Source organism: Noviherbaspirillum sp. L7-7A, assembly GCF_019052805.1.
GTDB lineage: Bacteria > Pseudomonadota > Gammaproteobacteria > Burkholderiales > Burkholderiaceae_D > Noviherbaspirillum_A.
The window spans coordinates 2,398,774-2,421,508 of the sequence record NZ_JAHQRJ010000001.1 but is presented as its reverse complement, the minus strand read 5'-3'; the positions used below and the strand labels follow the sequence as shown (position 1 = coordinate 2,421,508).

At 64.6% G+C, this 22,735-nt stretch carries 21 protein-coding genes; 16 read left to right on the top strand and 5 right to left on the bottom strand.

The genetic code is table 11. The features are described from left to right. Nucleotides 1-47 precede the first annotated feature (47 nt). The 4 genes from KTQ42_RS10970 (at nucleotide 48) to KTQ42_RS10955 (ending at nucleotide 2,166) form a co-directional block, all read left to right on the top strand. Nucleotides 48-572, top strand: coding sequence for a methylated-DNA--[protein]-cysteine S-methyltransferase (locus KTQ42_RS10970; protein WP_249222913.1), 525 nt, complete (start codon nucleotides 48-50; stop codon nucleotides 570-572). A 2-nt stretch (nucleotides 573-574) separates the two neighbouring features. Then, nucleotides 575-1,486, top strand: a complete 912-nt coding sequence (gene xerD, locus KTQ42_RS10965; RefSeq protein ID WP_217345530.1) for a site-specific tyrosine recombinase XerD — start codon at nucleotides 575-577, stop codon at nucleotides 1,484-1,486. A gap of 24 nt (nucleotides 1,487-1,510) precedes the next feature. Next, complete coding sequence (locus KTQ42_RS10960) at nucleotides 1,511-1,897, top strand: DUF488 family protein (protein WP_217345529.1); 387 nt, start codon at nucleotides 1,511-1,513, stop codon at nucleotides 1,895-1,897. A gap of 62 nt (nucleotides 1,898-1,959) precedes the next feature. Next, a complete protein-coding gene (locus tag KTQ42_RS10955) occupies nucleotides 1,960-2,166 on the top strand; it encodes a hypothetical protein (RefSeq protein WP_217346914.1) in 207 nt (68 codons plus the stop codon). A 5-nt stretch (nucleotides 2,167-2,171) separates the two neighbouring features. On the opposite strand, the gene KTQ42_RS10950 is transcribed toward KTQ42_RS10955, so the two are convergent. Next, a complete protein-coding gene (locus KTQ42_RS10950) occupies nucleotides 2,172-3,128 on the bottom strand; it encodes an endonuclease/exonuclease/phosphatase family protein (protein WP_217345528.1) in 957 nt (318 codons plus the stop codon). Between the two features lie 36 nt (nucleotides 3,129-3,164). Here KTQ42_RS10950 and KTQ42_RS10945 point away from each other — a divergent pair, with 36 nt between their 5' ends. Further along, a complete protein-coding gene (locus KTQ42_RS10945; RefSeq protein WP_217345527.1) occupies nucleotides 3,165-3,659 on the top strand; it encodes an aminoacyl-tRNA deacylase in 495 nt (164 codons plus the stop codon). Between the two features lie 36 nt (nucleotides 3,660-3,695). Next, nucleotides 3,696-4,301 carry a glycerol-3-phosphate 1-O-acyltransferase PlsY gene (plsY, locus tag KTQ42_RS10940; protein WP_217345526.1) on the top strand — a complete coding sequence of 202 codons (606 nt, stop codon included), beginning with the start codon at nucleotides 3,696-3,698 and terminating at the stop codon, nucleotides 4,299-4,301. Nucleotides 4,302-4,371: 70 nt separating this feature from the next. Here plsY and tsaD read toward each other — a convergent pair whose 3' ends face one another. After that, nucleotides 4,372-5,397, bottom strand: a complete 1,026-nt coding sequence (gene tsaD / locus KTQ42_RS10935) for a tRNA (adenosine(37)-N6)-threonylcarbamoyltransferase complex transferase subunit TsaD (protein ID WP_217345525.1) — start codon at nucleotides 5,395-5,397, stop codon at nucleotides 4,372-4,374. An 88-nt stretch (nucleotides 5,398-5,485) separates the two neighbouring features. On the opposite strand from tsaD, the gene KTQ42_RS10930 reads away from it, so the two are divergent. The 4 genes from KTQ42_RS10930 to KTQ42_RS10915 all read left to right on the top strand — a co-directional run bounded on the left by KTQ42_RS10930 (nucleotide 5,486) and on the right by KTQ42_RS10915 (nucleotide 9,427). Further along, on the top strand, nucleotides 5,486-6,109 hold the full coding sequence (locus tag KTQ42_RS10930) for an ANTAR domain-containing protein (RefSeq protein WP_217345524.1): 624 nt from the start codon (nucleotides 5,486-5,488) through the stop codon (nucleotides 6,107-6,109). A gap of 277 nt (nucleotides 6,110-6,386) precedes the next feature. After that, complete coding sequence (locus tag KTQ42_RS10925; protein WP_217345523.1) at nucleotides 6,387-7,640, top strand: CmpA/NrtA family ABC transporter substrate-binding protein; 1,254 nt, start codon at nucleotides 6,387-6,389, stop codon at nucleotides 7,638-7,640. A 28-nt stretch (nucleotides 7,641-7,668) separates the two neighbouring features. Then, nucleotides 7,669-8,610, top strand: coding sequence for a nitrate ABC transporter permease (gene ntrB, locus KTQ42_RS10920; RefSeq protein ID WP_249222720.1), 942 nt, complete (start codon nucleotides 7,669-7,671; stop codon nucleotides 8,608-8,610). A 10-nt stretch (nucleotides 8,611-8,620) separates the two neighbouring features. Next, entirely contained in the window at nucleotides 8,621-9,427 is an 807-nt protein-coding gene (locus tag KTQ42_RS10915; RefSeq protein ID WP_217345522.1) for an ABC transporter ATP-binding protein, read from the top strand. Between the two features lie 18 nt (nucleotides 9,428-9,445). On the opposite strand, the gene KTQ42_RS10910 is transcribed toward KTQ42_RS10915, so the two are convergent. The 3 genes from KTQ42_RS10910 to KTQ42_RS10900 form a co-directional block, all read right to left on the bottom strand. After that, nucleotides 9,446-10,096, bottom strand: a complete 651-nt coding sequence (locus tag KTQ42_RS10910; protein WP_249222719.1) for a DUF4136 domain-containing protein — start codon at nucleotides 10,094-10,096, stop codon at nucleotides 9,446-9,448. Nucleotides 10,097-10,196: 100 nt separating this feature from the next. After that, nucleotides 10,197-11,480, bottom strand: coding sequence for a glutamate-1-semialdehyde 2,1-aminomutase (gene hemL / locus KTQ42_RS10905; protein WP_217345521.1), 1,284 nt, complete (start codon nucleotides 11,478-11,480; stop codon nucleotides 10,197-10,199). Nucleotides 11,481-11,548: 68 nt separating this feature from the next. Beyond that, complete coding sequence (locus KTQ42_RS10900; RefSeq protein ID WP_217345520.1) at nucleotides 11,549-12,373, bottom strand: hydroxymethylpyrimidine/phosphomethylpyrimidine kinase; 825 nt, start codon at nucleotides 12,371-12,373, stop codon at nucleotides 11,549-11,551. A gap of 95 nt (nucleotides 12,374-12,468) precedes the next feature. On the opposite strand from KTQ42_RS10900, the gene KTQ42_RS10895 reads away from it, so the two are divergent. The 6 genes from KTQ42_RS10895 (at nucleotide 12,469) to KTQ42_RS23955 (ending at nucleotide 22,687) form a co-directional block, all read left to right on the top strand. Then, nucleotides 12,469-12,621, top strand: coding sequence for a rubredoxin (locus KTQ42_RS10895; protein ID WP_194713895.1), 153 nt, complete (start codon nucleotides 12,469-12,471; stop codon nucleotides 12,619-12,621). Between the two features lie 167 nt (nucleotides 12,622-12,788). Next, a complete protein-coding gene (locus KTQ42_RS10890; protein WP_217346911.1) occupies nucleotides 12,789-13,190 on the top strand; it encodes a response regulator in 402 nt (133 codons plus the stop codon). Nucleotides 13,191-13,214: 24 nt separating this feature from the next. Continuing rightward, the gene (locus KTQ42_RS10885; RefSeq protein WP_194713864.1) at nucleotides 13,215-13,580 is read left to right on the top strand and encodes a response regulator; all 366 of its coding nucleotides are present in this window, start codon (nucleotides 13,215-13,217) and stop codon (nucleotides 13,578-13,580) included. 3 nt (nucleotides 13,581-13,583) lie between these two features. Then, the gene (locus KTQ42_RS10880) at nucleotides 13,584-14,168 is read left to right on the top strand and encodes a chemotaxis protein CheW (protein ID WP_249222717.1); all 585 of its coding nucleotides are present in this window, start codon (nucleotides 13,584-13,586) and stop codon (nucleotides 14,166-14,168) included. Between the two features lie 52 nt (nucleotides 14,169-14,220). After that, nucleotides 14,221-16,503, top strand: coding sequence for a methyl-accepting chemotaxis protein (locus KTQ42_RS10875; RefSeq protein ID WP_217345519.1), 2,283 nt, complete (start codon nucleotides 14,221-14,223; stop codon nucleotides 16,501-16,503). Between the two features lie 106 nt (nucleotides 16,504-16,609). Then, nucleotides 16,610-22,687 carry an Hpt domain-containing protein gene (locus KTQ42_RS23955; protein WP_249222716.1) on the top strand — a complete coding sequence of 2,026 codons (6,078 nt, stop codon included), beginning with the start codon at nucleotides 16,610-16,612 and terminating at the stop codon, nucleotides 22,685-22,687. The last annotated feature ends 48 nt before the right edge of the window (nucleotides 22,688-22,735 follow it).

The window sequence follows — 22,735 nt, the reverse complement described above, 5'->3', positions numbered from 1 at the left end:
TAGCGCATGCATGGTCGAGGCAAGGCCCGGCCGGACAAGCCGTGCAGATGCCGCGCGCGCATTTTTCCTTTATGCTGGCGGCCATGTCGATTCCCCCGATTTTCTCCGCCGTCGTGCCGGCACCGTTTGGCGCGATGGGCGTGCGCACCGACCATGGCCTGGTGCGCGAGCTGGTGTACCTGCCGCCATCCCATGCGCTGCTCGGCCCGTCCGATGACCTGGCCGAACAGGTTGCGCGCCAGTTGCAACGCTATTTCGGCGACCCCGATTTCCGCTTCGACCTGCCACTGCAGCCAGCCGGCACGCCCTTCCAGCAAAAGGTCTGGTCCGCGATTTCCGGCATTCCGCGTGGCCGGGTGCGCACCTACGGCGACATCGCCCGCCTGCTGGGCTCGGCGCCGCGCGCGGTGGGCCAGGCCTGCGGCGCCAACTGGTTTCCGCTGGCGGTGCCGTGCCACCGGGTCACCGCGACCGGCGGCCTGGGCGGCTTTGCCAACAGCGCCGAGGCCGACGGCTTTCACCTGCAGGTCAAGCGCTGGCTGCTGGCGCATGAAGGCGTGGAGGGCTATTGACGATGGAGCAGGCAGCAAAGGCACTTGCCAGCCAGCCGCAGATCGATGCCTTCTGCGACACCCTGTGGCTGGAAGACGGCCTGGCGAAGAACACCCTGGAAGCCTACCGGCGCGACCTCACCCTGTTTGCAACCTGGCTGGAAGCCGAGCACGGCAAGCCGCTGGACGCAGCCGGCGCACCGGAACTCAACGGCTATTTCGCCGCCCGCCATGCCGACAGCCGCGCCACCTCGTCGAACCGCCGGCTGGCGGTGCTGCGGCGCTATTACCAGATGGCTTTGCGGCAGAACCGCATTGCGGTCGACCCCTGCCTGCGCATGCGTTCGGCGCGCCAGCCGCAGCGTTTTCCGAAGACGCTGTCGGAAGCCCAGGTCGAGGCCCTGCTGGCCGCGCCCGATACCGGCACGCCGCTTGGCCTGCGCGACCGCACCATGCTGGAACTGATGTATGCCAGCGGTTTGCGGGTGTCGGAACTGGTGCTGCTCAAATCGATGGAAGTGGGCATGAACGAGGGCGTGCTGCGCATCACCGGCAAGGGCGACAAGACCCGGCTGGTGCCATTTGGCGACGAGGCCCGCGGCTGGATAGAGCGTTACCTGAAGGAAGGGCGCGGCGCCATCCTGAACGGGCAGACCGATGACGCCCTGTTCGTTACCGCCCGCGGCGGCCCAATGACCCGGCAGATGTTCTGGATACTGATCAAGAAGCATGCGTTGAAGGCCGGCATCAATGCGCCGCTGTCGCCGCATACCCTGCGCCATGCCTTCGCCACCCATCTGCTGAACCATGGCGCCGACCTGCGGGTGGTGCAGTTGCTGCTGGGCCATGCCGATATCTCCACCACCCAGATCTATACCCACGTCGCCCGCGAGCGCCTGAAGCTGCTGCATGCGCAGCATCATCCCCGCGGCTGACTGCTTGCTCGGCACACGTTAGCCATGGCCATTCGCATCGTCCGTCTCGGCAGCCCGCGCGTCGAAGGGGAGGGATTGCGGCTGGGCACCGTTCGGCGTCCGCCACGCGGCGTGCCCAGGGCCGATTTCGCCCGGCGCGACTTCTACGATGTCTGGCTGCCGCTGCTCTCGCCCGCGCCGGAACTGGTGAAAACCTGGCTGCAGGCGGAGGATGACGCCACTCTGGCGCGCTGCCGCAAGAAGTTCGTCGCCCAGATGAACAAGCCCGATGCCGCCCGCCTGCTCGACCTGCTGGCGGGGCTGTCGCACCAGACCGGATTGTCCCTGGGCTGCTACTGCGCAGACCCGGCCCGCTGCCACCGGACTGTATTGCGCGATCTCCTGATCGAGCGCGGAGCGATTATCGAATAAAAGTTCGGCATGCTACGATGCCGGGACGGCCCACCCAGCAGTCCTTCATCGGAGAGAACGTCGTGGCGAAAACCAATTTTCAGTACGAGAAGCGGCAGAAAGAGCTTGAAAAGAAGCGCAAGAAGGAAGAAAAACTGAAACGCAAGCAGGAGCGCGGCAGCGATACCGGCGAAAGCACAGAGGATGGCAGGAGCGGCGACACCCAGGCCAGCGGCACGGAAGCGCTGCCCGAGCCGGTGGAGCACGACTCCCAGACCGAAGCGCCCTGAGCCGGTCAGCGCTGGAACAGGCGCAGCCTGACCAGAACCGCGCCGTGATCGGAGGTTTCCGGGGCGCGGAAGATGACATGGTCATTCAGATAGGCTACGTCGAGCACCTCGCCCAGCGCATGCTTTGATGCCGGATGGAATTCTTCCGAGACCAGCACGTGGTCGATGGTCTCGAAGTTGCCGTCATGCACATGGGTGTAGCCCACATCCCGCAGCGGATCGCGCCTTGATTGCAGCCGGTAGCACTCGAACATCCGTTCATCATGGCCATTCGGGCCACGGCCGCCGCCCAGCACCATCTGGGTCGGCACCGCGTCGGCTACATCATTGAAGTCACCCATCACCATCATCGGCAACCGCCGGCCGGCCGCGAAATCGGTCAGCAGATAGCGCAGGCCCAGCGCCTCGGCGCCGCGCCGCACCATGGACCGCAACACCGCCGCGCCAACGCTGGCGGGATCGGTTTCATTGTCATCGGTTCGATAGTCAGGCCGTTTGGATTTCAGGTGTACGACAAAGATCGTCAGCGCCAGTCCCGGCGCCAGCAGCACCGGCACCTGCAGTACCGGCCGGGTGAAGCGGGTCATGGCTTCCTTCAGGTCCAGCAGCGGCACCGTCAGGCCGCGCGGCAGGTCCAGGTGCTTGGCGGGCTCGCCCGCCAGCGGCAGCCGCGTGACCAGCGCCACGCTGGGCGTGAGCTTGCCCGGCTCGGGCGCGAAGCCGATATGGAGGGCGTCGCGGTAGCGTTCGCTGCGGGCCATGACGTCCCTGACCGCCTCCTGAGAAAATACTTCCTGCAGGGCAATGACATCGGCGTCGAGCCGGTCGAACTGGTGTGCCAGCCAGCTGACCTTGGCGTCGTACTGCTCTTGGGTATAGGGTTCGATGCCGTCGTAGAAGCGCAAGCCGGGGCGGGCGAGGTTCAGGACGTTGAAGGTCGCCAGGCGAATTTCCTGTTGCATAATACCTCACCAAAATTTCGAATGAGCGTATCACGCATGAGCAGGAAAGAGCATATCTCCGAGACCCCGGCCACCCAGTATCTGCGGCGCCAGCGCATTGTCTTTTCGGAACACCCCTATCAATACGAGGAACATGGCGGCACCACCGTGTCGGCGCGCGAGCTGGGCGTGAATGAACATCAGGTGGTCAAGACCCTGGTGATGCAGGACGAGGCCGGCAAGCCGCTGATCGTGCTGATGCATGGCGACTGCAAGGTATCGACCAAGAACCTGGCGCGCCAGATCGGCTGCAAGTCGGTCGAACCCTGCGCGCCCGAGGTGGCGCAGCGCCATTCCGGCTACCAGGTGGGCGGCACCTCGCCGTTCGGCACCCGCAAGACCATGCCTGTGTATGTCGAACAAGGCATCCTCGGGCTGGAGCGGATCTATATCAATGGCGGCCGGCGCGGCTACCTGGTCGGTCTCGATCCGGCCGTTCTCCCTACGATACTCCCGGTGACCGCTGTATCATGCGCGCTGGCCGGACAATAGCCGGCGCCGATATCATCAACAAGACCCAGGGAGTCTATGCATACCGTTCTGTTCGCCGTTGCCGCCTATCTGATCGGCTCCATTTCCTTTGCCGTAGTATGCAGCCGGCTGTTCGGCATCGCCGATCCGCGCACCTACGGCTCGAAAAATCCAGGCGCGACCAATGTGCTGCGCAGCGGCAACAAAAAAGCGGCCATCGCCACGCTGATCGGCGATTGCGCAAAGGGCTGGTTCGCGGTCTGGCTGGCCATCCGCCTGGGGCCGCAGTTCGGCGTGGAGGAGGGCGGCATTGCGCTGGTGGCGATCGCGGTCTTTCTCGGCCACCTGTGGCCGGTGTTCTTCCGCTTTGTCGGCGGCAAGGGGGTGGCTACTGCGCTGGGCGTGCTGCTGGGACTGAATGTCTGGCTGGGGCTGGGAACGCTGGCCACCTGGCTGATCATCGCCTATGCCTTCCGCTATTCATCGCTGGCGGCGCTGGTATCCAGCCTGTTTGCGCCATTCTTCTATGTGCTGCTGTTCGGCGTCGATGTGCAATTGCTGGCGGTGGTGGCGATGAGCGTGCTGCTGGTCTACCGGCATGGCAAGAATATCGCCAACCTGATCAGCGGCAAGGAAAGCCGCATCGGCAGCAAGAAGTCGTAGCGGCTGTTTTTAGAACCTGTTCAGGATCGCGGTCCGTCACAGGTTCCGGCAGACGACGCCCGCGCTACTCTCAAATACGCAGTTCATCCAGCGGCCAGCGCGGCCGCACATTGAAGGCATAGTCCTTCTGCGCCGCTTCCGGCTGCAATTGCAGCCGCATCGCGCCGGCAAAGGCGATCATTGCGCCATTGTCGGTGCAGAACTCCAGTTCCGGATAAAACACCCGGAAGCGCTTCCTGGCAGCAGCCGCATTCAGCGCTTCCCGCAGCTGGCGGTTGGCGCCGACGCCGCCGGCAATCACCAGCCGCTTCAGCCCGGTCTGCTTCAGCGCGGCCAGGCATTTCGCCACCAGCACTTCCACGATCGCATCCACGAAGGCCCGCGCCACGTTGGCCTTGTCCTGCTCGCAGATATTGGTGATGTTGTTCTTCACCAGCGTCAGCACCGCGGTCTTGAGCCCGGAAAAGCTGAAGTTGAGATTCTTCGAATGCAGCATCGGCCGCGGCAAAGTGTAGACGCCCGGATCGCCGAATTCCGCCAGCCGCGAAATCGCCGGACCGCCCGGATAGCCCAGGCCCAGCAGCTTGGCCGACTTGTCGAAAGCTTCGCCAGCCGCATCGTCCACCGTCTCGCCCAAGAGCATGTAGCGGCCCACGCCATCGACCCGCATCAGCTGGGTGTGGCCGCCCGATACCAGCAGCGCCACGAAGGGAAATTCCGGCGGCTCGCTGGCCAGGAGCGGCGACAGCAGATGGCCTTCCAGGTGATGCACGCCCAGCACCGGCTTGTCCAGCGCCAGGCCGAGGCCGCAGGCGACGGAGGCGCCGACCAGCAGCGCGCCGGCCAGGCCGGGGCCCTGGGTGTAGGCGATGGCATCGATCGCGTGGCGGTCGGCGCCGCCATCGGCCAGCACCTGCTCCAGCAGCGGCAGCGCGCGCCGGATATGGTCGCGCGACGCCAGTTCCGGCACCACGCCGCCATATTGTTCATGCATGGCTACCTGGGAATGCAGGGCATGGGACAGCAGGCCGCGCTGCGTGTCATACAGGGCCAGGCCGGTTTCATCGCAGGAGGATTCGACGCCGAGGACTATCATTCAGAAGGACCGGAAGAGGGTGGCAAGCTTTTTGCAAAGCGGTATTGTAAAGGAAAGCGCCCCTGCGCTTATCACACCCATGACCTCCATGACCGATTCGAAACTGCTGCGTATTGTCGTTGTCAATTCCCTGGTTCCCACCGACGGCGCGGATGCCGCCGCCATCGAGCGGGCCGAGCGCGCCCGCACCCTGCGCATCAGCCTGCTCGAAGCCGGCTACAACATCCTGGCCGCGCTGCCGCCGGATGCCAGGCTGCAGGAGCAGATCGCGCACCTGCAGCCGGACGTGATCATCGTCGACGCCCAGTCCGACGCCGCCCTGAAGGAAGTGGTGTCGGCCACCACCAATGCGCCGCGGCCCATCATCTGCTTTTCCGAGGACGGCGACCGCGACCGCATGCATGCGGCGCTGGAGGCGGGCGTATCGGCCTATGTCGCCGCCGGCCTGTCGGCGGACTGGGTCAAGGCCGTGCTGGACGTGGCCGTGGCGCGTTTCGAGGTGGACCGGAAGCTGCGCGACGAGCTCTCCGAAACCCGCATGAAGCTGGCCGAGCGCAAGGTAATCGAGCGCGCCAAGGGCCTGCTGATGGAGCGCCACCGCTGCAGCGAGGACGACGCCTACCGCAAGCTGCGCCGCCTGGCCATGGACAAGAACCTGAAGCTGTCCGATGTGGCGCAGCGCATGATCGACGTGGCCGACCTGCTCATTTGATGCGCACCACAGTCGGGCCATGTTCCGGGCATGGCCTGCACGTTTCCCGCCGCACTCCGCCGTTTCCCCCTTAAAACCCCGCGCTCTCCTGGTGCGTCGCACAGGCGCAGGGCAAATCATGCCTCGCGGTGAAGCAAACCGATTTCCGCCCGTGCTGGCATACCCCTTGCTGTAAGGCAGTGAGCGCCAAGGAAGGCGCGCAACACGGTAGTGGGTTGCGGCCAATGGTGGCCGCGATCTTGTGGGCTTTGCTCCCATTTCTCGACGCAAGGAAGCCATGACAGCGAAAGCAGACAAATCATCATTGACCCGCCGCGGCATGCTCAAGGCGGGCGCCGCGGCCGGCCTCGCCGGCGCCTTCAGCGCCTTATCCACCCGCGGCGCCTGGGCCGCCGGCTCGGACAAGCCGGAAAAGGAAGAGGTCAAGGTCGGCTTCATTCCGCTGACTGACTGCGCCTCGGTGGTGATGGCATCGGTGCTGGGCATCGACAGGAAATACGGCATCAGGATCACGCCCTCCAAGGAGGCTTCCTGGCCGGGCGTGCGCGACAAGCTGGTCAATGGCGAGCTCGACGCCGCCCATGTGCTGTATGGCCTGATCTATGGCGTGCACCTGGGCGTATCGGGCCCGAAGAAGGACATGGCGGTGCTGATGACCCTGAATAACAATGGCCAGGCAATCACGCTGTCGAAGAAGCTGGTCGACAAGGGCGCGGTCGACGGCCCATCGCTGGCCAAGCTGATGAAGGCCGAGAAGCGCGAATACACCTTCGCCCAGACCTTCCCGACCGGCACCCATGCGATGTGGCTGTACTACTGGCTGGCGGCCAACGGCATCGACCCGATGAAGGATGCCAAGATCATCACGGTGCCGCCGCCGCAAATGGTGGCCAATATGCGGGTCGGCAACATGGACGGCTACTGCGTCGGCGAGCCCTGGGGCCACCGCGCCATCGCCGACGGCATCGGCATCACCGCCATCACTACCCAGGACATCTGGCGCGACCATCCCGAGAAGGTGCTGGGCACCAGCGCCGAGTGGGTGAAGAAATACCCCAACACGGCGCGCGCGCTCACGGCCGCGGTGCTGGAAGCCAGCAAGTGGATCGATGCGTCGCTGTCGAACAAGAACAAGATGGCGGAAACCATCGCCGACAAGTCCTATGTGAACACCTCGGTGGACGTGATCAACCAGCGCATCCTCGGCCGCTACCAGAACGGCCTGGGCAAGACCTGGGACGACCCGAACTACATGAAGTTCTTCAACGACGGCGCGGTGAACTTCCCCTACCTGTCCGACGGCATGTGGTTCCTGACCCAGCACAAGCGCTGGGGCTTGCTGAAGAACGACGTCGACTACCTGGCCGTGGCCAAACAGATCAACCAGATCGACCTCTACAAGGACGCCGCCGGCATGGCCAAGGTCAGCGTGCCCAAGGACGCCATGCGCAGCAGCAAGCTGATGGATGGCGCGGTATGGGACGGCAAGAATCCGCAGGCCTATGCGGCCTCCTTCAACATCAAGGTCTGATCGACCGCCAGCCAGAACAGGAAATGCCATGAGCGCTGTGATGAAATCCCTCGACCCTCTCAACCCCCTCGATCCCCATGCCACGCCCGGCGCCGCCAACCCGGCCGGCCAGGCCGTGGTGTCCGTCCCGGCCGCCCCGGCGCAAAAGCCTGCAGCCCGCGCCAGGCCTGCCGGCACGCCCTGGCGGCTGCGCCTGCGCACGCTGGCCGGCGTGGTGCTGCCGCCGGTGCTGGGCATCGCCTTCCTGGTGCTGATCTGGCAGATCGTCTCGGTCAGCAGCAGCGGCATTCCGTCGCCGCTGGCAACGCTGGACGAAGCGGTCAAGATCTTTTCCGACCCGTTCTACAGCAAGAGCCCGAATGACCAGGGCATAGGCTGGAACCTGCTGGCCTCGCTGCAGCGGGTGGCGGTAGGCTTTGGCCTGGCGGCCGCGGTCGGCATCCCGGCAGGCTTTCTGATCGGCCGCTTCCGCATCCTGGCCGCGATGTTCAACCCCATCATCTCGATACTCAAGCCAGTGTCGCCGCTGGCCTGGCTGCCGATTGGCCTTTTGGTATTCAAGGCCGCCAACCCGGCATCGATCTGGGCCATCTTCATCTGCTCGATCTGGCCCATGATCATCAACACCGCGGTCGGCGTGCAGCGGGTGCCGCAGGACTACATGAACGTGGCGCGGGTGCTGAACCTGTCGGAATGGAAGATCCTGACCCGGATCCTGTTCCCGTCGGTGCTGCCCTACATGCTGACCGGCGTTCGCCTGTCCATCGGCACCGCCTGGCTGGTCATCGTGGCGGCGGAAATGCTGACCGGCGGCGTCGGCATCGGCTTCTGGGTGTGGGACGAATGGAACAACCTCAATGTGCCGCACATCATCATCGCCATCTTCGCCATCGGCCTGGTCGGCCTGGTGCTGGAGCAGGCGCTGGTCATGCTGGCCCGCGCATTCACCTACGAAGATGTCAAGAACTGAGGACAGGATCATGGACAACCGGAAATTCATTGAGATCCAGGACGCGCACATGTCCTTCAACACCCGCAACGGCGTGTTCCAGGCGCTGCGCGACATCAACCTGACCGTGGCCAAGGGCGAATTCATTACCCTGATCGGGCACTCGGGCTGCGGCAAGTCCACGTTGCTGAACCTGATCGCCGGCCTGCTCAAGGCCAGCGGCGGCGCGCTGCTGTGCGCCAACCGCGAGATCGCCGGCCCGGCGCCGGAACGGGCGGTGGTGTTCCAGAACCATTCGCTGCTGCCCTGGCTGACCTGCTTCGAAAACGTCTACCTGGCGGTGGAACGGGTATTCGGCGCCAGCGAGAGCCGCGCGCAGCTGAAGGAGCGCACCAATGCCGCGCTGGCGATGGTGGGCCTGGCCCATGCGGCCCAGAAGCGTCCCAATGAAATCTCCGGCGGCATGAAGCAGCGCGTCGGCATTGCGCGCGCGCTGTCGATGGAGCCCAAGGTGCTGCTGATGGACGAGCCCTTCGGCGCGCTCGATGCGCTGACCCGCGCCCACCTGCAGGACGAGCTGCTGAAGATCGTCGCCCGCACCAGTTCCACCGTGGTGATGGTCACCCATGATGTCGACGAGGCGGTGCTGCTGTCGGACCGCATCGTGATGATGACCAATGGCCCGGCGGCCACCATCGGCGAAATCCTGCCGGTGGAACTGGAGCGGCCAAGGGAGCGGGTGGCGCTGGCGCAGGATGCGCGTTATTCGCAGTACCGCACCGCGGTGCTGGAATTCCTGTACCACCGGCAGGCGCACCCGGCCAAGGAAGCGGCCTGAGGGCAGCGATGGCCCGGCTCAGTTGGCGGGCTCGACCTTGAGCTCCAGCACACGCGGCACGCCGCTGGGTCCGGGAAAGTCGGCGAAGGCGCTCTTCACCATGGCGGGCATGACGGTTGCCAGCGATGGCGTCTGGCCCTGGCTGTTGACCGTCGCCTGATACAGGTTGCGGCCATCGGCGGCGCGGCCGATCGTGATCTTCAGCTGCCGGCTGTAGACGACGAAGCGCCGCTCCACCGGCTGCACCACCGGCGGGCCAAACCAGAACGGATCGGCGAACGGGCTGTAAAAGCCGTAGGGATAGCGATACCGGCCAAAGAAGCCCGGTCCATACCAGGGGTCGACCACCACCGGCTCGACCACCCGCATGTCGCGTGCATCGACGTGGTAATCGAGGCTGACGTTCAGGCGTCCGCGTTCCGACTCGGCAAAGCCCAGGCGCTGCAGTTCGGCGCGCACCAGGTTTTCATAATTGCGGTATTCCAGGTCGTTGGCCTGTGCAGTGTCGCGCCGGAAGGTGTAGCTTTTCTCGCCCGTGTCAGTAGGCCATTCATGAAACGCCGTAACCTCGCTGCGCACGATGGTGCCGGCGCAGCCGGCAAGCATCAGCGCAAGCAGGATTGCGAGCCACGGCAGAAGCCGCCGCGCCATTTGGCCAGGAAGATACATATCGGACTCCCTCATGCAGATGGACTCATTCTGCGCCGCCGCCATGCCGCCTGCAGCGCCATGGCAAGGGCGGCATGACGGCAAGCAAAGCCGCGCCGCGTCAGGCGATGGCGGCAAAGGCGGTGCGGGCCGCTTCCACGGTGGCATCCACCACCGCATCGTCATGCTGCGCGGAGAGGAAGCCGGCCTCGAACGCCGATGGCGCCAGGTAGACGCCGGCGTCCAGCATCGCATGGAAGAAGGCATTGAAGGCGCTCTTGTCGCACTTCATCATCTCGGCATAGGAGCGCGGCACCGCCTGGGCGAAATAGATGCCGAACATGCCGCCCACCGAGTCGCCGCAGAACGGCACGCCGGCCGCCCGCGCCGCTTCCGTCATGCCTGCCACCAGGCGTGCGGTCTGGGTCGACAATGCCTCGTAGAAGCCGGGCGCCTGGATCAGCTTCAGCGTCGTCATGCCGGCCGCCACCGCCACCGGATTGCCCGACAGGGTGCCGGCCTGGTACACGCCGCCCAGCGGCGCCAGGTGCTTCATGAGGTCGGCGCGTCCGCCGAAGGCTGCCACCGGCAGGCCGCCGCCGATGACCTTGCCCAGCACCGTCATGTCGGGCGTGATGTTGTAGATCGACTGCGCGCCACCCAGCGCCACCCGGAAGCCCGACATCACCTCGTCGAACAGCAGCAGCGCGCCGTGCCTGCTGCAGAGGCGGCGCATGGTCTGCAGGAATTCCGGCGTGGCCGGCAGCAGGTTCATGTTGCCCGCCACCGGCTCGACGATCACGCAGGCAATGCGGTCGCCGACCCTGGCAAAGGTGTCTTCCAGCTGCTGCGGGTCATTGAAGTCCAGCACCATGGTGTGGCGGGCGAAGTCTTCCGGCACGCCCGACGAGGTCGGATTGCCGAAGGTCAGCAGGCCGCTGCCGGCCTTGACCAGCAGAGAATCGGCATGGCCGTGGTAACAGCCCTCGAACTTCACCACCAGGTCGCGACCGGTGGCGCCGCGCGCCAGGCGCAGCGCGCTCATGGCCGCCTCGGTGCCCGAGGACACCAGCCGCACCTGCTCCAGCGAAGGCACCAGTCGGCAGATTTCCTCGGCCATCAGCACCTCGCCCTCGGTCGGCGCGCCGAAGGACAGGCCGCGCTCGGCGGCTTCCTGCACCGCCTTGATCACGGTCGGATGGGCATGGCCGACGATGGCCGGCCCCCAGGAGCCGATGTAGTCGATGTAGCGGCGGTCGTCGGCATCCCAGAAATAGGGGCCGGCGGCGCGGGTGATGAAGCGCGGCGTTCCGCCCACGGAACGGAAGGCGCGCACCGGGGAATTGACGCCGCCTGGCGTGGTGCGCTGGGCGCGTTCAAACAGGATGTCGTTATTCGAGGTCATGGTAATCGCTTTATCAAGGTTGGCGCGGAGCTTGCCCGGAGCTTGCGCGGCGGCGGGCAGGGGCGCGGTCAGGCCATTTCGTCGGTGTCGCGGGCCCAGAACAGGCGGTCCGGTATCAGCTTGCCCATGCCCATCCGGCCGGCATGGGCGAGGGCAGCTACGATGAATTCCTGCGCTTCCAGCACGGCTTCCGGCACATCCAGGCCATTGGCCAGCATCGCCGCGATGGTGGCCGACAGCGTGCTGCCGGCGCCGCTGAAGGCGCCGGGCTGGCGCGCCCAGCTGTCGTGCCGCACCCGGCCGGACTCGTTGAACAGGCTGTTGGCCACCTTCTGCACGTCATCCGGCGCATTGGTCACGAACACGTATTCGCAGCCCATGTCGACCAGGTGCATCGCATCGTCGGCCAGCATGTCGCGGCTGCTGGGCTCGCGCCAGGTTTCGGCCAGCCGCGACAGTTCCACCGCCGACAGCAGCAGCAGGGTGGTCTGCGGCACCAGCAGTTCGCGCACGGCCACCAGCAGGTCCTCGCCGTCGCTGCCGAGGTCGGGCATGCGGCTGGAGAAGGGGTCCAGCACCAGCGCAATGTCGGGATAGTCGGAAACGATCTCGGCAATCACCGAGACATTCTCGATGCCGCCCAGGTAGCCGACCTTGAAGGCCGACACCGGCATGTCCTCCAGCATGACCCGGGCCTGGTCCGACACCCAGTCGGCCTCGATGGTCTGCGCATCCTCGACGCGGGCGGTATCGCCCACGGCAAGCGCGGTCACGACGGAAAGGCCATGGCAGCCCATCGCGGCGAACGAAGCCAGGTCGGCCTGTATGCCGGTCGCGCCGACCGGATCGGCGACATTGAAGCTCATCACGAGCGGAGAAGTTTGGTTTTGCACAGGGACTAGATTAAGATATCCGACTTTGCATTTTACTTGAAGGGCAGTACACCGTGAGCAATGACACAACAGCCGCAACCGACTACAAAACCTGGATGTGCCTGATCTGTGGCTGGATCTACGACGAGGCCGAAGGCCTGCCGGAAGAGGGCATCGCCGCCGGCACCCGCTGGGACCAGGTGCCGATGAACTGGACCTGCCCGGAATGCGGCGCGCGCAAGGAAGACTTTGAAATGGTCGCGGTTTAACAATTTGACATTGGCATTTCGCGCATTCGTGCGATTGCCAATAGCAATTTCCCAAGCATTCGCATAAATACCACGTCAGGGAATGATGGCCCCGTAATGCCGATTTAACGATCTTGCTTTTAGTCATGAATGCGCCGTATATTACGAAGCTTCAACAGGATGGCGCCATGACAACACCTACTGAAAACGTCGCCCTGAAAATCATGGTGATCGACGACAGCAGCACGATCCGACGGTCGGCAGAGATTTTCCTGGGGCAGGCCGGGTACCAGACCGTTCTGGCGGAAGACGGTTTCGACGCGCTGGCGAAAATGAATGACCACAATCCGGCGCTGATCTTCTGCGACATTCTGATGCCACGTCTGGACGGCTATCAGACCTGCTCGCTGATCAGGAAAAGCGCGCGGTTCCATTCAACGCCCGTCGTCATGCTGTCCTCCAAGGACGGCCTGTTCGACCGTGCGCGCGGCGCCATGGTCGGTTCAAACGCCTATCTCACCAAGCCGTTCACCAAAGACAGCCTGCTGCGCACGGTGCGCGAATACACGGCAGCCGCGGTCTCCCGGTAGTGCACTCATTCCAAGGTTAATGCGATGGCCATACAAAAAATTCTGGTAGTCGATGATTCGCCGACAGAGCGTTACTTTCTGTCTGACATCCTGATCAAGCACGGCTTCTCCGTCTCCACCGCCGAAAACGGCGAGGAAGCGCTGCTGAAGGTCAAGGCCGACCGGCCGCAACTGATTCTCATGGACGTGGTGATGCCGGGCCAGAACGGCTTTCAGGTCACCCGCGCCATCAGCCGCAATCCTGAAACCCAGGATGTGCCCATCATCATGTGCACCAGCAAGGGCCAGGAAACCGATCGCATCTGGGGCCTGCGCCAGGGCGCCCGCGACTACATCGTCAAGCCAGTCGATCCCCAGGAATTGCTGGCAAAAATAGCGGCGCTTGGCTAAGCCATGGCCAGCCTCCAGCCCGCGCAGCAGAACGCTTCCTCGACGACGCAGAACACGTCCGACCGCGCCGGCCGGCGGGCGCGGCTGCGCGACTACCAGACGCATCTGGTCGATCGCATGCAGGCCGCGCGCAGCGGCGCCGAACTCCATCGCAACCAGCTTGGCGTGATGATCGGCACAAGCCGTCTTCTGCTCGACCTGAAGCAGGCCGGCGAAATCATGACTATCGCCGGCATCACGCCGGTGCCTCTCACGCAGGACTGGTACCGCGGCCTCGTCAACGTCCGCGGCAACCTGATCGGCGTGATCGATCTTGCCCGTTTCCAGGGCGAGGAAGCCACTGCCATCACCAAGGAAAGCCGTATCGTGGCCTTCGCGCCGTTGCTTGGTTTCAACTGCGGGCTGCTGGTGTCGCGCGTGCTCGGCCTGCGCAGCAGCGACGACATGGCGTTAAAGAATCCGGCCGCGGCTGCCGATAATGCGTCATGGCTGGGCCGGCAGCATGTGGACCAGGAGGCGCAGGAATGGACTGAGCTGGATCTTTCCCTGATCACGCGGGACTCCCGATTTTTGCATGTAGGTTCATGACCGCCAGGCGGTCGCGCCTGGAATTACCGTAATCGGCATCAGGAGACTATGCATGGCGTTCAATCTGGATTTCCTCAACAAGCTCAAGAAACAGCGCGTCGTGCCCGAACTCGAGCCGGCGCTGGCCAATGCGGCTTCCGCGCAAGCCGCAGCGCCTTCCTCCGGCGCCGGCCGCAAGGCCAGGGGAAAAGGCAAGGCCGGCGACGCCGCCGGTCCCGCTGCTTCCGAAGCTGCTGCTGACGCCAGGTTTTCCGCGTCCATGTTCCGGCGCTTTCCATTGCAATACCAGATGCGCATCCTGCTTGGCCTGCTGGGCGGCTCGCTGCTGCTGGGCTCCGGCGCGGTCTGGCTCAATGCGTCGACATCCAGCGTCAACTCGCTGCAGTCGCAGATCGCCGGCAATGCGCTGATGCACTCGCAGCGTATCGGCAAGGCGGCGCCGAATGCGATCCAGGGCAATGCGTCGGCGTTTTCGCAGCTGGTCGACAGCCGGCGCGAACTCAACACCGATCTCGACGTGCTGGCCAACGGCGGCGCCTACCAGGGACGGTCCATTCCCGGCGCGCGCGGCGACATCAGCGACATCCTCACCGAAACGCGCAAGGCCTGGGCCAGTTCCGACAAGGCCGCCGGCACGGTGCTGAAGCTGCAGAAGGAGTTGTCCGGTTTCGGCGCCACGCTGCAAAAGCTCAACGCACTGTCCCCGACGCTGCTGGAACTGACCGAGCAGATCTCCACGCTCAAGGCCCAGGGCGGCGCTTCGCCGCGTGAAATTGCCGCAGCCGGCCAGCTCGTGATGCTGACCCAGCGCCTGGGCCGTAGCGCCAACGAATTCCTGACCTCCGAAGGCGTCAATCCGGAAACCGCTTTCCTGCTCGGCAAGGACACCAATACCTTCCGCGACATTACCGACGGCTTCCTCAACGGCAGCGACATCATGCGCCTGTCGGTGACCCGCGATCCGGACACCCGCGAAAAGCTGATGGAGTTGCAAAAGACCTTTGCCGACTATCAGAAATCGGTTTCCAGCATTCTTGGCAACCTGCAGAACTTCATCGCCGCCAAGCAGGCGGAGCAACTGATCTTCACGGAAAACGAAGCACTCCGTGAGCGTCTGACCAACCTGCAGCGCGCCTACCGCGCCCATGAGGAATCGATAGGCTGGACATTCTGGCCCATGCTGGTGTTCGCACTGACGGCGCTGCTGTCTGCGGCCGGCATTGCCCGCGTGCTGCTGCTTGACAGCCGCTACCGCGCGCAGGAAGCGGAATCGCGGCGTGAATCGGCGGAAGCACAGCGGCTGGAAGCGCAGCGCCAGGAAGAGCAGGCCAAGGCCGCCAACGATCAGAACCAGGCGGCGATTCTGCGGCTGATGAATGAATTGCAGGAGGTTGCGGACGGTGACCTGACCGTGCAGGCCACGGTGTCGGAAGACATCACCGGCGCGATCGCCGACTCGCTCAACTATACGGTCGAGGAATTGCGCGGCCTGGTCGGACGTGTCACCAAGACCGCCGAGCAGGTCCGCTCGGCGTCGAACGAAGCGCAGAGCATTTCCGCCGAACTGCTGGATGCATCGCAGAAGCAGTCCAAGGAAATTCAGGCAACCGGCCAGGCGGTATTGCAGATGGCAAGCCAGATTACCGAGGTGTCGCGTTCGGCCAGCGAGTCCGCCGAAGTGGCCCGCCACTCGGTGACCGCAGCGGAGCAGGGCTCGCGCGCGGTGGAAAACGCGATCAAGGGCATGACCGAGATCCGCGAGCAGATCCAGGAAACCTCCAAGCGCATCAAGCGGCTGGGCGAATCGTCACAGGAAATCGGCGAGATCACCGAGCTGATTTCCGATATTACCGAACAGACCAACGTGCTGGCGCTCAATGCCGCGATCCAGGCAGCCTCCGCCGGCGAGGCGGGACGCGGCTTTTCGGTAGTGGCGGAAGAAGTGCAGCGGCTGGCGGAACGCTCTGCCGAAGCGACCAAGCAGATCGGCGCGCTGGTACGCACCATTCAGACCGATACCCACGACGCCGTAGCGGCAATGGAAAAGTCCACCCAGGGCGTGGTCGAAGGCGCGCGCCTGTCGGACGCCGCCGGCGCGGCGCTGCTGGATATCCGCCGGGTTTCCAATCAGCTGGCGGAACTGATCCAGGAGATTTCCGCTGCCACAGGGCGCCAGGCGCAATCAGCCAGCAGCGTCGCCGGCAACATTCAAAACATTCTGACAGTCACCGAACATACGCAGCAGGGTACGCAGCAGACCGCGCAATCCATTCAGACGCTTTCCCAGCTGGCTGAAGAACTGAAGAATTCCGTATCCCGCTTCCGTGTCGCGTAGCGCCATGCCGACGGTGTCGCAGCCGGGCAATGCACCGTGCGCGGGCGCATCCGGGGCATCCAATGCAGGGGCGCGCATCGCTACCATTTGAAACCATGAGGCATTCATGAGCAGCCATTCTTCCAATCCGGGTGCCCTGGATCAATTCGATACCGGACCCTTGTCGTGGGTGATGGAAGAGATCCGCGCCAGCCTGACCCGCGCCAGCGCTCTGGCCCTTTCGGCCAAGGGGCAAGAGGCCGATGCCGGGTCCACGTCGCTGCGCCAGGCCGGCGCGTTATTGCATCAGGCGCGTGGCGCATTGCAGATCGTCGACATAGCCGGCGCACCGCAGCTGATCGAGGCCATGGAAGAGCTGCTGGCACGGACTGCCGAAGCCAACGCAGCGCCGGAAGGCAGCGGCCTCGCCGCAGTAGCCGCCGGCTGTCACGCGCTGATCGAATATCTGGATGAAGTGCTGGCCGGCGTGCCACCGCAAGCGCTCAAGCTGTATCCCTATTTTCGCGACCTGCAACGGGCACGCGGCATTAGCCGGGTACATCCTTCCGACCTGTATCTCCCCGACCTGACGATCAGGCCCCGGCTGCCTGCACCGGCGGTGCCTGCAAGCGCAGCGGACGTGGCGCAGTTGCGCCAGCGGTTCGAGAAGGCGTTGCTCCCCTTGCTCAAGAGTACCGAAGCGCAGGCCGAGAAGAGCAGCGCTGCGGCACTGGCCGAGGTGCTGGCCGATTTCGTGCGGCGTGCGCCGGGCAGGCTGGGGCAGGCTTACTGGTGGGTGCTGCATGGTTTCGCCGCCGGCGTGGCAGGCGGGGAGATCAGTCCCGCGGTCCATGTCAAACAGCTGTTCGGGCGCATCAACATGCAGTTGCGCAAGCTCGACGATGCGCCTTCCGAAACCAGCGAACGCCTGCTCAGGGATGCGCTGTTCTTCATTGCGGCAGCCCCGAACCCGTCACCGAAACTGCAGCAGATCCGCCAGGTGTATGGCCTTTCCGCCATCGACACTGATGATCTGGAAAAAGCCCGCTATGGCCTGGTTGACAGCGCCATCATGCGTGGCGCGAGGGAGCGGCTGCAGGCGGCCAAGGCGGCATGGGACCGTGTCGCTGCAGGCGATGCGCAGGCCGGCGAAACCTTCGCGCAGGACATCGCCGCCCTTGCCGGACTGGTGGCTGGCCTGCAATCGGCGTCTCTCGACGACTTGACCCACCAGGTGCAGCGCAGCACCGATCAGCACCGTACAACACAGGAAGAAGCTTTGGCACTGGATGTCGCCGCCAGCCTGCTCTTCCTGGAAAACGCATTGCGCCACGGCGCGCGCTCCAGTGCCAGCATGCATGCCACTGCCGCCAGCCTGGCTGCGCGCCTGGCGGCGCGGCTAGATGGCATTGCCCTGGCTGGCCAGGCGCAATGGCTCGACGAGTTTTCCCGCGATGCCCAGCAACGCGATACGGTCGCCGCGCTGGCGGATGAAATGCGCGGCAACCTGGGACAGGTGGAAAAGCTGCTGGATGAATTTTTCAGCAATTCCGCCAAGCGGACCGCGCTGGCGCCCATCGACGGCATCCTGCACCAGATCGAGGGCGGGTTGTCCATCCTGGACCTTGACCAGGCCGTGCTTGCGGTGCGCAGTGTGCGCGCGCGGGTAACGGAATTTGCCCTGCCCGAATTCGAAGGAGAGCCTGGCCGGCCGGAATTTCAGCAGGTGGCGCGTAATCTGGGATTGCTCAGTTTCTTCCTGGAGAGCTTGCGGGTGGATAGCGAGGCGGCGAAAAGCCGTTTCGTGTTCGACGCCGATAGCGGCCTGTTCAGAAACGTCACCGTTTCGCGAGGCCAGGGCAGGGAGGTTGATGTCGCTGCCGTAGCCGAGGCATCCGGCGCCGCCGTGCAGGCGGCCCAGCCTGTGCCGGCTGAATCGCCAGTTGACGATGCTCGCATGCCAGCTGCGTCCCTGGGAACGGAGGCCGCCGGCCTATCGGCGAGCGCGTTGTCAGAGCCGTCAGGTCATGACCATCCATCCCAGCCGGAAACAGAGACAGCCCCGTCTCCCTTCGTAGCTGAAGTCGCTGTTCCTGACGTGGAAACGCCAACTGCCGCAGCGATACCGATGGCGGCAGCCGTGATCGCAGAGGGCGAGGAACAGGGATTCACCGCCACCAGCCACCTGCCGGCATCTGAACCTTTTGCGACAAGCCAGGCGCCTGCGTCCGTTGCTACACCAGCACCGGCGGCCCAAACCACATCGGATGACGCGGTCGACGCCGAATTGCTCGACATCTTCCTCGGCGAAGCCGAGGAGGTACTGGAGAATGTTGCGGTCACTCTGCCGCTGCTGCGCATGGCGCCGCAGGATCAGGCCAGCCTGACCACCTTGCGTCGCGCTTTCCACACCCTCAAGGGCAGCGGCCGCATGGTTGGACTCAATGCATTCGGCGAAGCGGCATGGGGACTGGAAAAGACCCTGAACCTGGCCCTGTCGGACGGCACGCCCGCCAGCACCGACCTGTGCGACCTGATCGAACGGGCGCATGGGGAACTGGGTGCCTGGGTCCTTGAGCTGAAGGAAAACGGCACATCGGCGCGACGCCCTGACGCACTGGTATTCGCAGCGGAGGCAGTGCGCGACGGTGGGAAGTTGCCTGCCGAAGAAGCGATCGCATTGCCCGCGCCTGACGTGACAGCGCCGGTGTCGTCTTACCAGCCGGAGGCTGCCGCCGAGGCGCAGTACCCTCCCGAGACGCTGGAAAATGTCGACACGATTGGGTTGACTCTCGACGCCGTGCCTGCCCCGTACGCCGCGATCGAACATGTCGAACTGGATGCATTCAACGCCGAAGATCATGCAAGCAACGCAGATCAGGCAGATCAGGCAGACCAGGCAGATCATGTCGCGATCGCACAGCCTGAACTGATGGATTCCTTGTCTCCTGAGCTGCTGCAGGCGGATCCGGAAGAAGCAGTGCAAGCGCATGACGATCTGTTGCCTGACGCCGGGGAAATGCAGTTGCCCGAACTACCAGCACTGGACGACGCCGGTGTTTTGGCAATCCAAGCGTTGCCGGACGACGTCCGGGACCCGACGCTTCCCGGTCAGAACCCTGAGGCGATGCAGCCCACTGAATTGGAGATGCTTGACGACACGTTGCAAGCGCAGGAAGACCTCGCCGCCATTGACAATATCGCGCCGGCGGCTCCGGCCGAAACCGCGCCGATGGCGCAAGTGATCAGTTTCCCGGAAGTGCATCCGGTGGAAACCCGGCTGGACGACAGCATCAAGCGCATAGGCGATGTCGAAATCAGCGTGCCCCTGCATAATATCTATCTGGCCGAGACCGACGACCTGGTGCGGGTGCTGGCGCAGGATCTGTCCGAATGGCGCCATGAGGCCGGCCGCACCGTCAATACGGTTGCGGTTCATGCGGCGCATTCGCTGGCTGGCAGTTCGGCAACGGTCGGCTTTGTCCCCCTGCAGGAAGTGGCGTATGCGCTGGAACGGGTGCTCCAGGCACTGGCGCGCAAGCCGGTGCCCCTCAGCGTGCAGGAATTCGATGTCCTTGACGCTGCAGTCAGCGAGCTCAGGCAGATGCTGCGGCAGTTTGCATTGGGCGACATGCCGCCAGCCGCGCCGCACCAGGTCCGTATTCTCGAAGAGCTGCGCCAGCAGGTCATGGCCCGCGCCGCCACGGTGATCGCGGAGGTGCAATCCGCCTTGCCTGCGTTCATTGCCGAGGAAGTCATACAATCTCGCGATGCCGTTGTGGAAGCGAACGGGCTTGCCGAGCCGGATCCGGTTGACACAGCAGACGCAAGCGTTCCCGGCGCCAGGACGCGGCCGCTGGCGGGCTTTGGCAGCCAGGCGTCAGCCAGTGCCGACCTCGCCCCGGCGTCGGAAACCGGCGCAGCCGTCGAGCCTTCCGTCGACACCGGCCGCATGCCGCGCGATGAACTCGATCCGGATCTCCTGCCGGTGTTCCTGGAGGAGGCAAGCGAGCTGCTGCCCCAGGTCCAGTTGCTGTTGCGCGCCTGGCAGGCGGAGCCGGCATCCAGGGAGCCGGTGCAGGGCCTGCTGCGGCTGCTGCATACCGTCAAGGGCAGCGCCAGGATGGCTGGCGCAATGCGCCTCGGCCAGCAGATGCATGACATGGAAAGCCGGATCGAGCAGGTCAGCGCAGTCGGCATCCCGACGCCGGCCGTGTTCGAGGACCTGCTGGGCCGCTTCGATGTTGGCCTGTACCTGCATGACCAGTTGCAGAATCCGGAAGCCGGCAAGCTGGCGCCGGCTATGGTTCATGGCACGGTATCGAGCGCCGTCGTCGCCGAAGCGCCCGCCGAGAAGACCCATGCTTCCGCCAGCGCGCCGCTGTTGCGAGTGCGCGTGGACATCATCGACCGGCTCGTCAATCAGGCTGGCGAAGTGTCGATTTCCCGCTCGAGGGTGGAAAACGGCGTCGGCAGTCTCAATCAGTCGCTCTCCGAATTGACAGACAACGTGGCCCGCCTGCGTTCCCAACTGCGGGAGCTGGAAATCCAGGCGGAAAGCCAGATGGCTTCCCAAATGGCGCATTCGGCCGAGCGCGGATTCGATCCACTCGAATTCGACCGTTTCACCCGGCTGCAGGAACTGACCCGGATGATTACCGAAACCGTGAGCGACGTCTCCTCGGTGCAGCAGAACCTGGTGCGCGGCGTGGAACAGGCCAGTGCCGACCTGCAGCAGCAATCTCGCCTCACGCGCGACCTGCAGCAGGATCTGATGCGGGTGCGCATGGTGCAGTTCGGCAGCGTGGCCGAGCGGCTGTACCGGGTCACCCGCCAGGCGGCCAAGGAACTCGACAAGCGGGTCAACCTCGACATACGCGGCGCCGCCGTGGAAATCGACCGTGGCGTGCTGGAAAAGATGGCTGGTCCGTTCGAACACCTGCTGCGCAATGCCATCGTGCACGGCATCGAGGGCAGGGAAGAGCGGCTGGCGGCGGGCAAGAAGGAAATCGGCGAACTGACGGTGGAAATCCGCCAGGAAGGCAATGAAGTCGTCATCCAGTTTTCCGACGATGGCCGAGGACTCGACCTTGACCGGATCCGCGCCCGGGCCGAAGCCGCGGGCTTGCTGGAACCGAATGCCTCGCCCAGCGACGCCGAACTGCGGGAACTGGTCTTCCATCCCGGTTTCTCCACCGCCCAGGACGTGACCGAGCTGGCCGGACGCGGCATCGGCATGGACGTGGTGCGCTCCGAAGCCGCCGGTCTGGGCGGCCGCGTGGCGATTGACAGCCAGCCCGGCCAGGGCGCCACGTTCATGGTCAGACTGCCGCTGACGCTGGCGGTGACCCAGGTCGTGGTGCTGACCACGGGCGGCAATACCTATGCAGTGCCTTCGGTGCTGGTGGAGCAGGTGCAGCAGCTGAAGGCCGGCGCGCTGGCCGAGGCCTATGCCGAAGGCGCCGTTGCCTGGCGCGGCGAGCAGGTGCCGCTGTATTACCTGTCCGAGTTGCTGGGCGACAGCAAGGCGTCGCCGGTAACCCAGCAATATTCGCCCTTGCTGATCCTGAAAAGCGGCGAGAACCGGGTGGCGGTGCATGTGGACGATGTGCTGGGCAACCGCGAGGTGGTGGTCAAGAACGTCGGGCCGCAACTGGCGCGGATGGCCGGCGTTGCCGGCGCCACGGTGCTGGGCTCGGGCGACATCGTACTGATTCTCGACCCGGTGCCGCTGGCGCAGCGTCTGCTGGATGCAGCGCCACACTCCCGCCCGGGCGCAAGGCCGGCATCCGAGCAGTCATCCCATGCGCCGCACAGCCAGCCCATCGTGATGGTTGTGGATGATTCATTGACAGTGCGCCGCGTGACCCAGCGTTTTCTCGCGCGCGAAGGCTATCAGGTAATGCTGGCCAAGGACGGCGTGGATGCGCTGGAACAGTTGCAAACGGTCACGCCCGACCTGATGCTGGTGGATATCGAAATGCCGCGCATGGATGGCTTTGACCTGACCCGCAATGTGCGTGGCGACAGCCGCACCCGGCATATTCCGATCATCATGATCACCTCGCGCACCGCTACCAAGCATCGCAACTATGCTATGGACCTTGGCGTGAACGAGTATCTGGGCAAACCCTATCAGGAGGCCGACCTGCTGAAGTTCGTCCTTGCGTTCACCGGGCGCGAGATGCCGGCTGCCGCTGGGTAATGAACGGGGCCCAAGTGGGATACCTTCCTTGGTCGACCAATCGCGGAA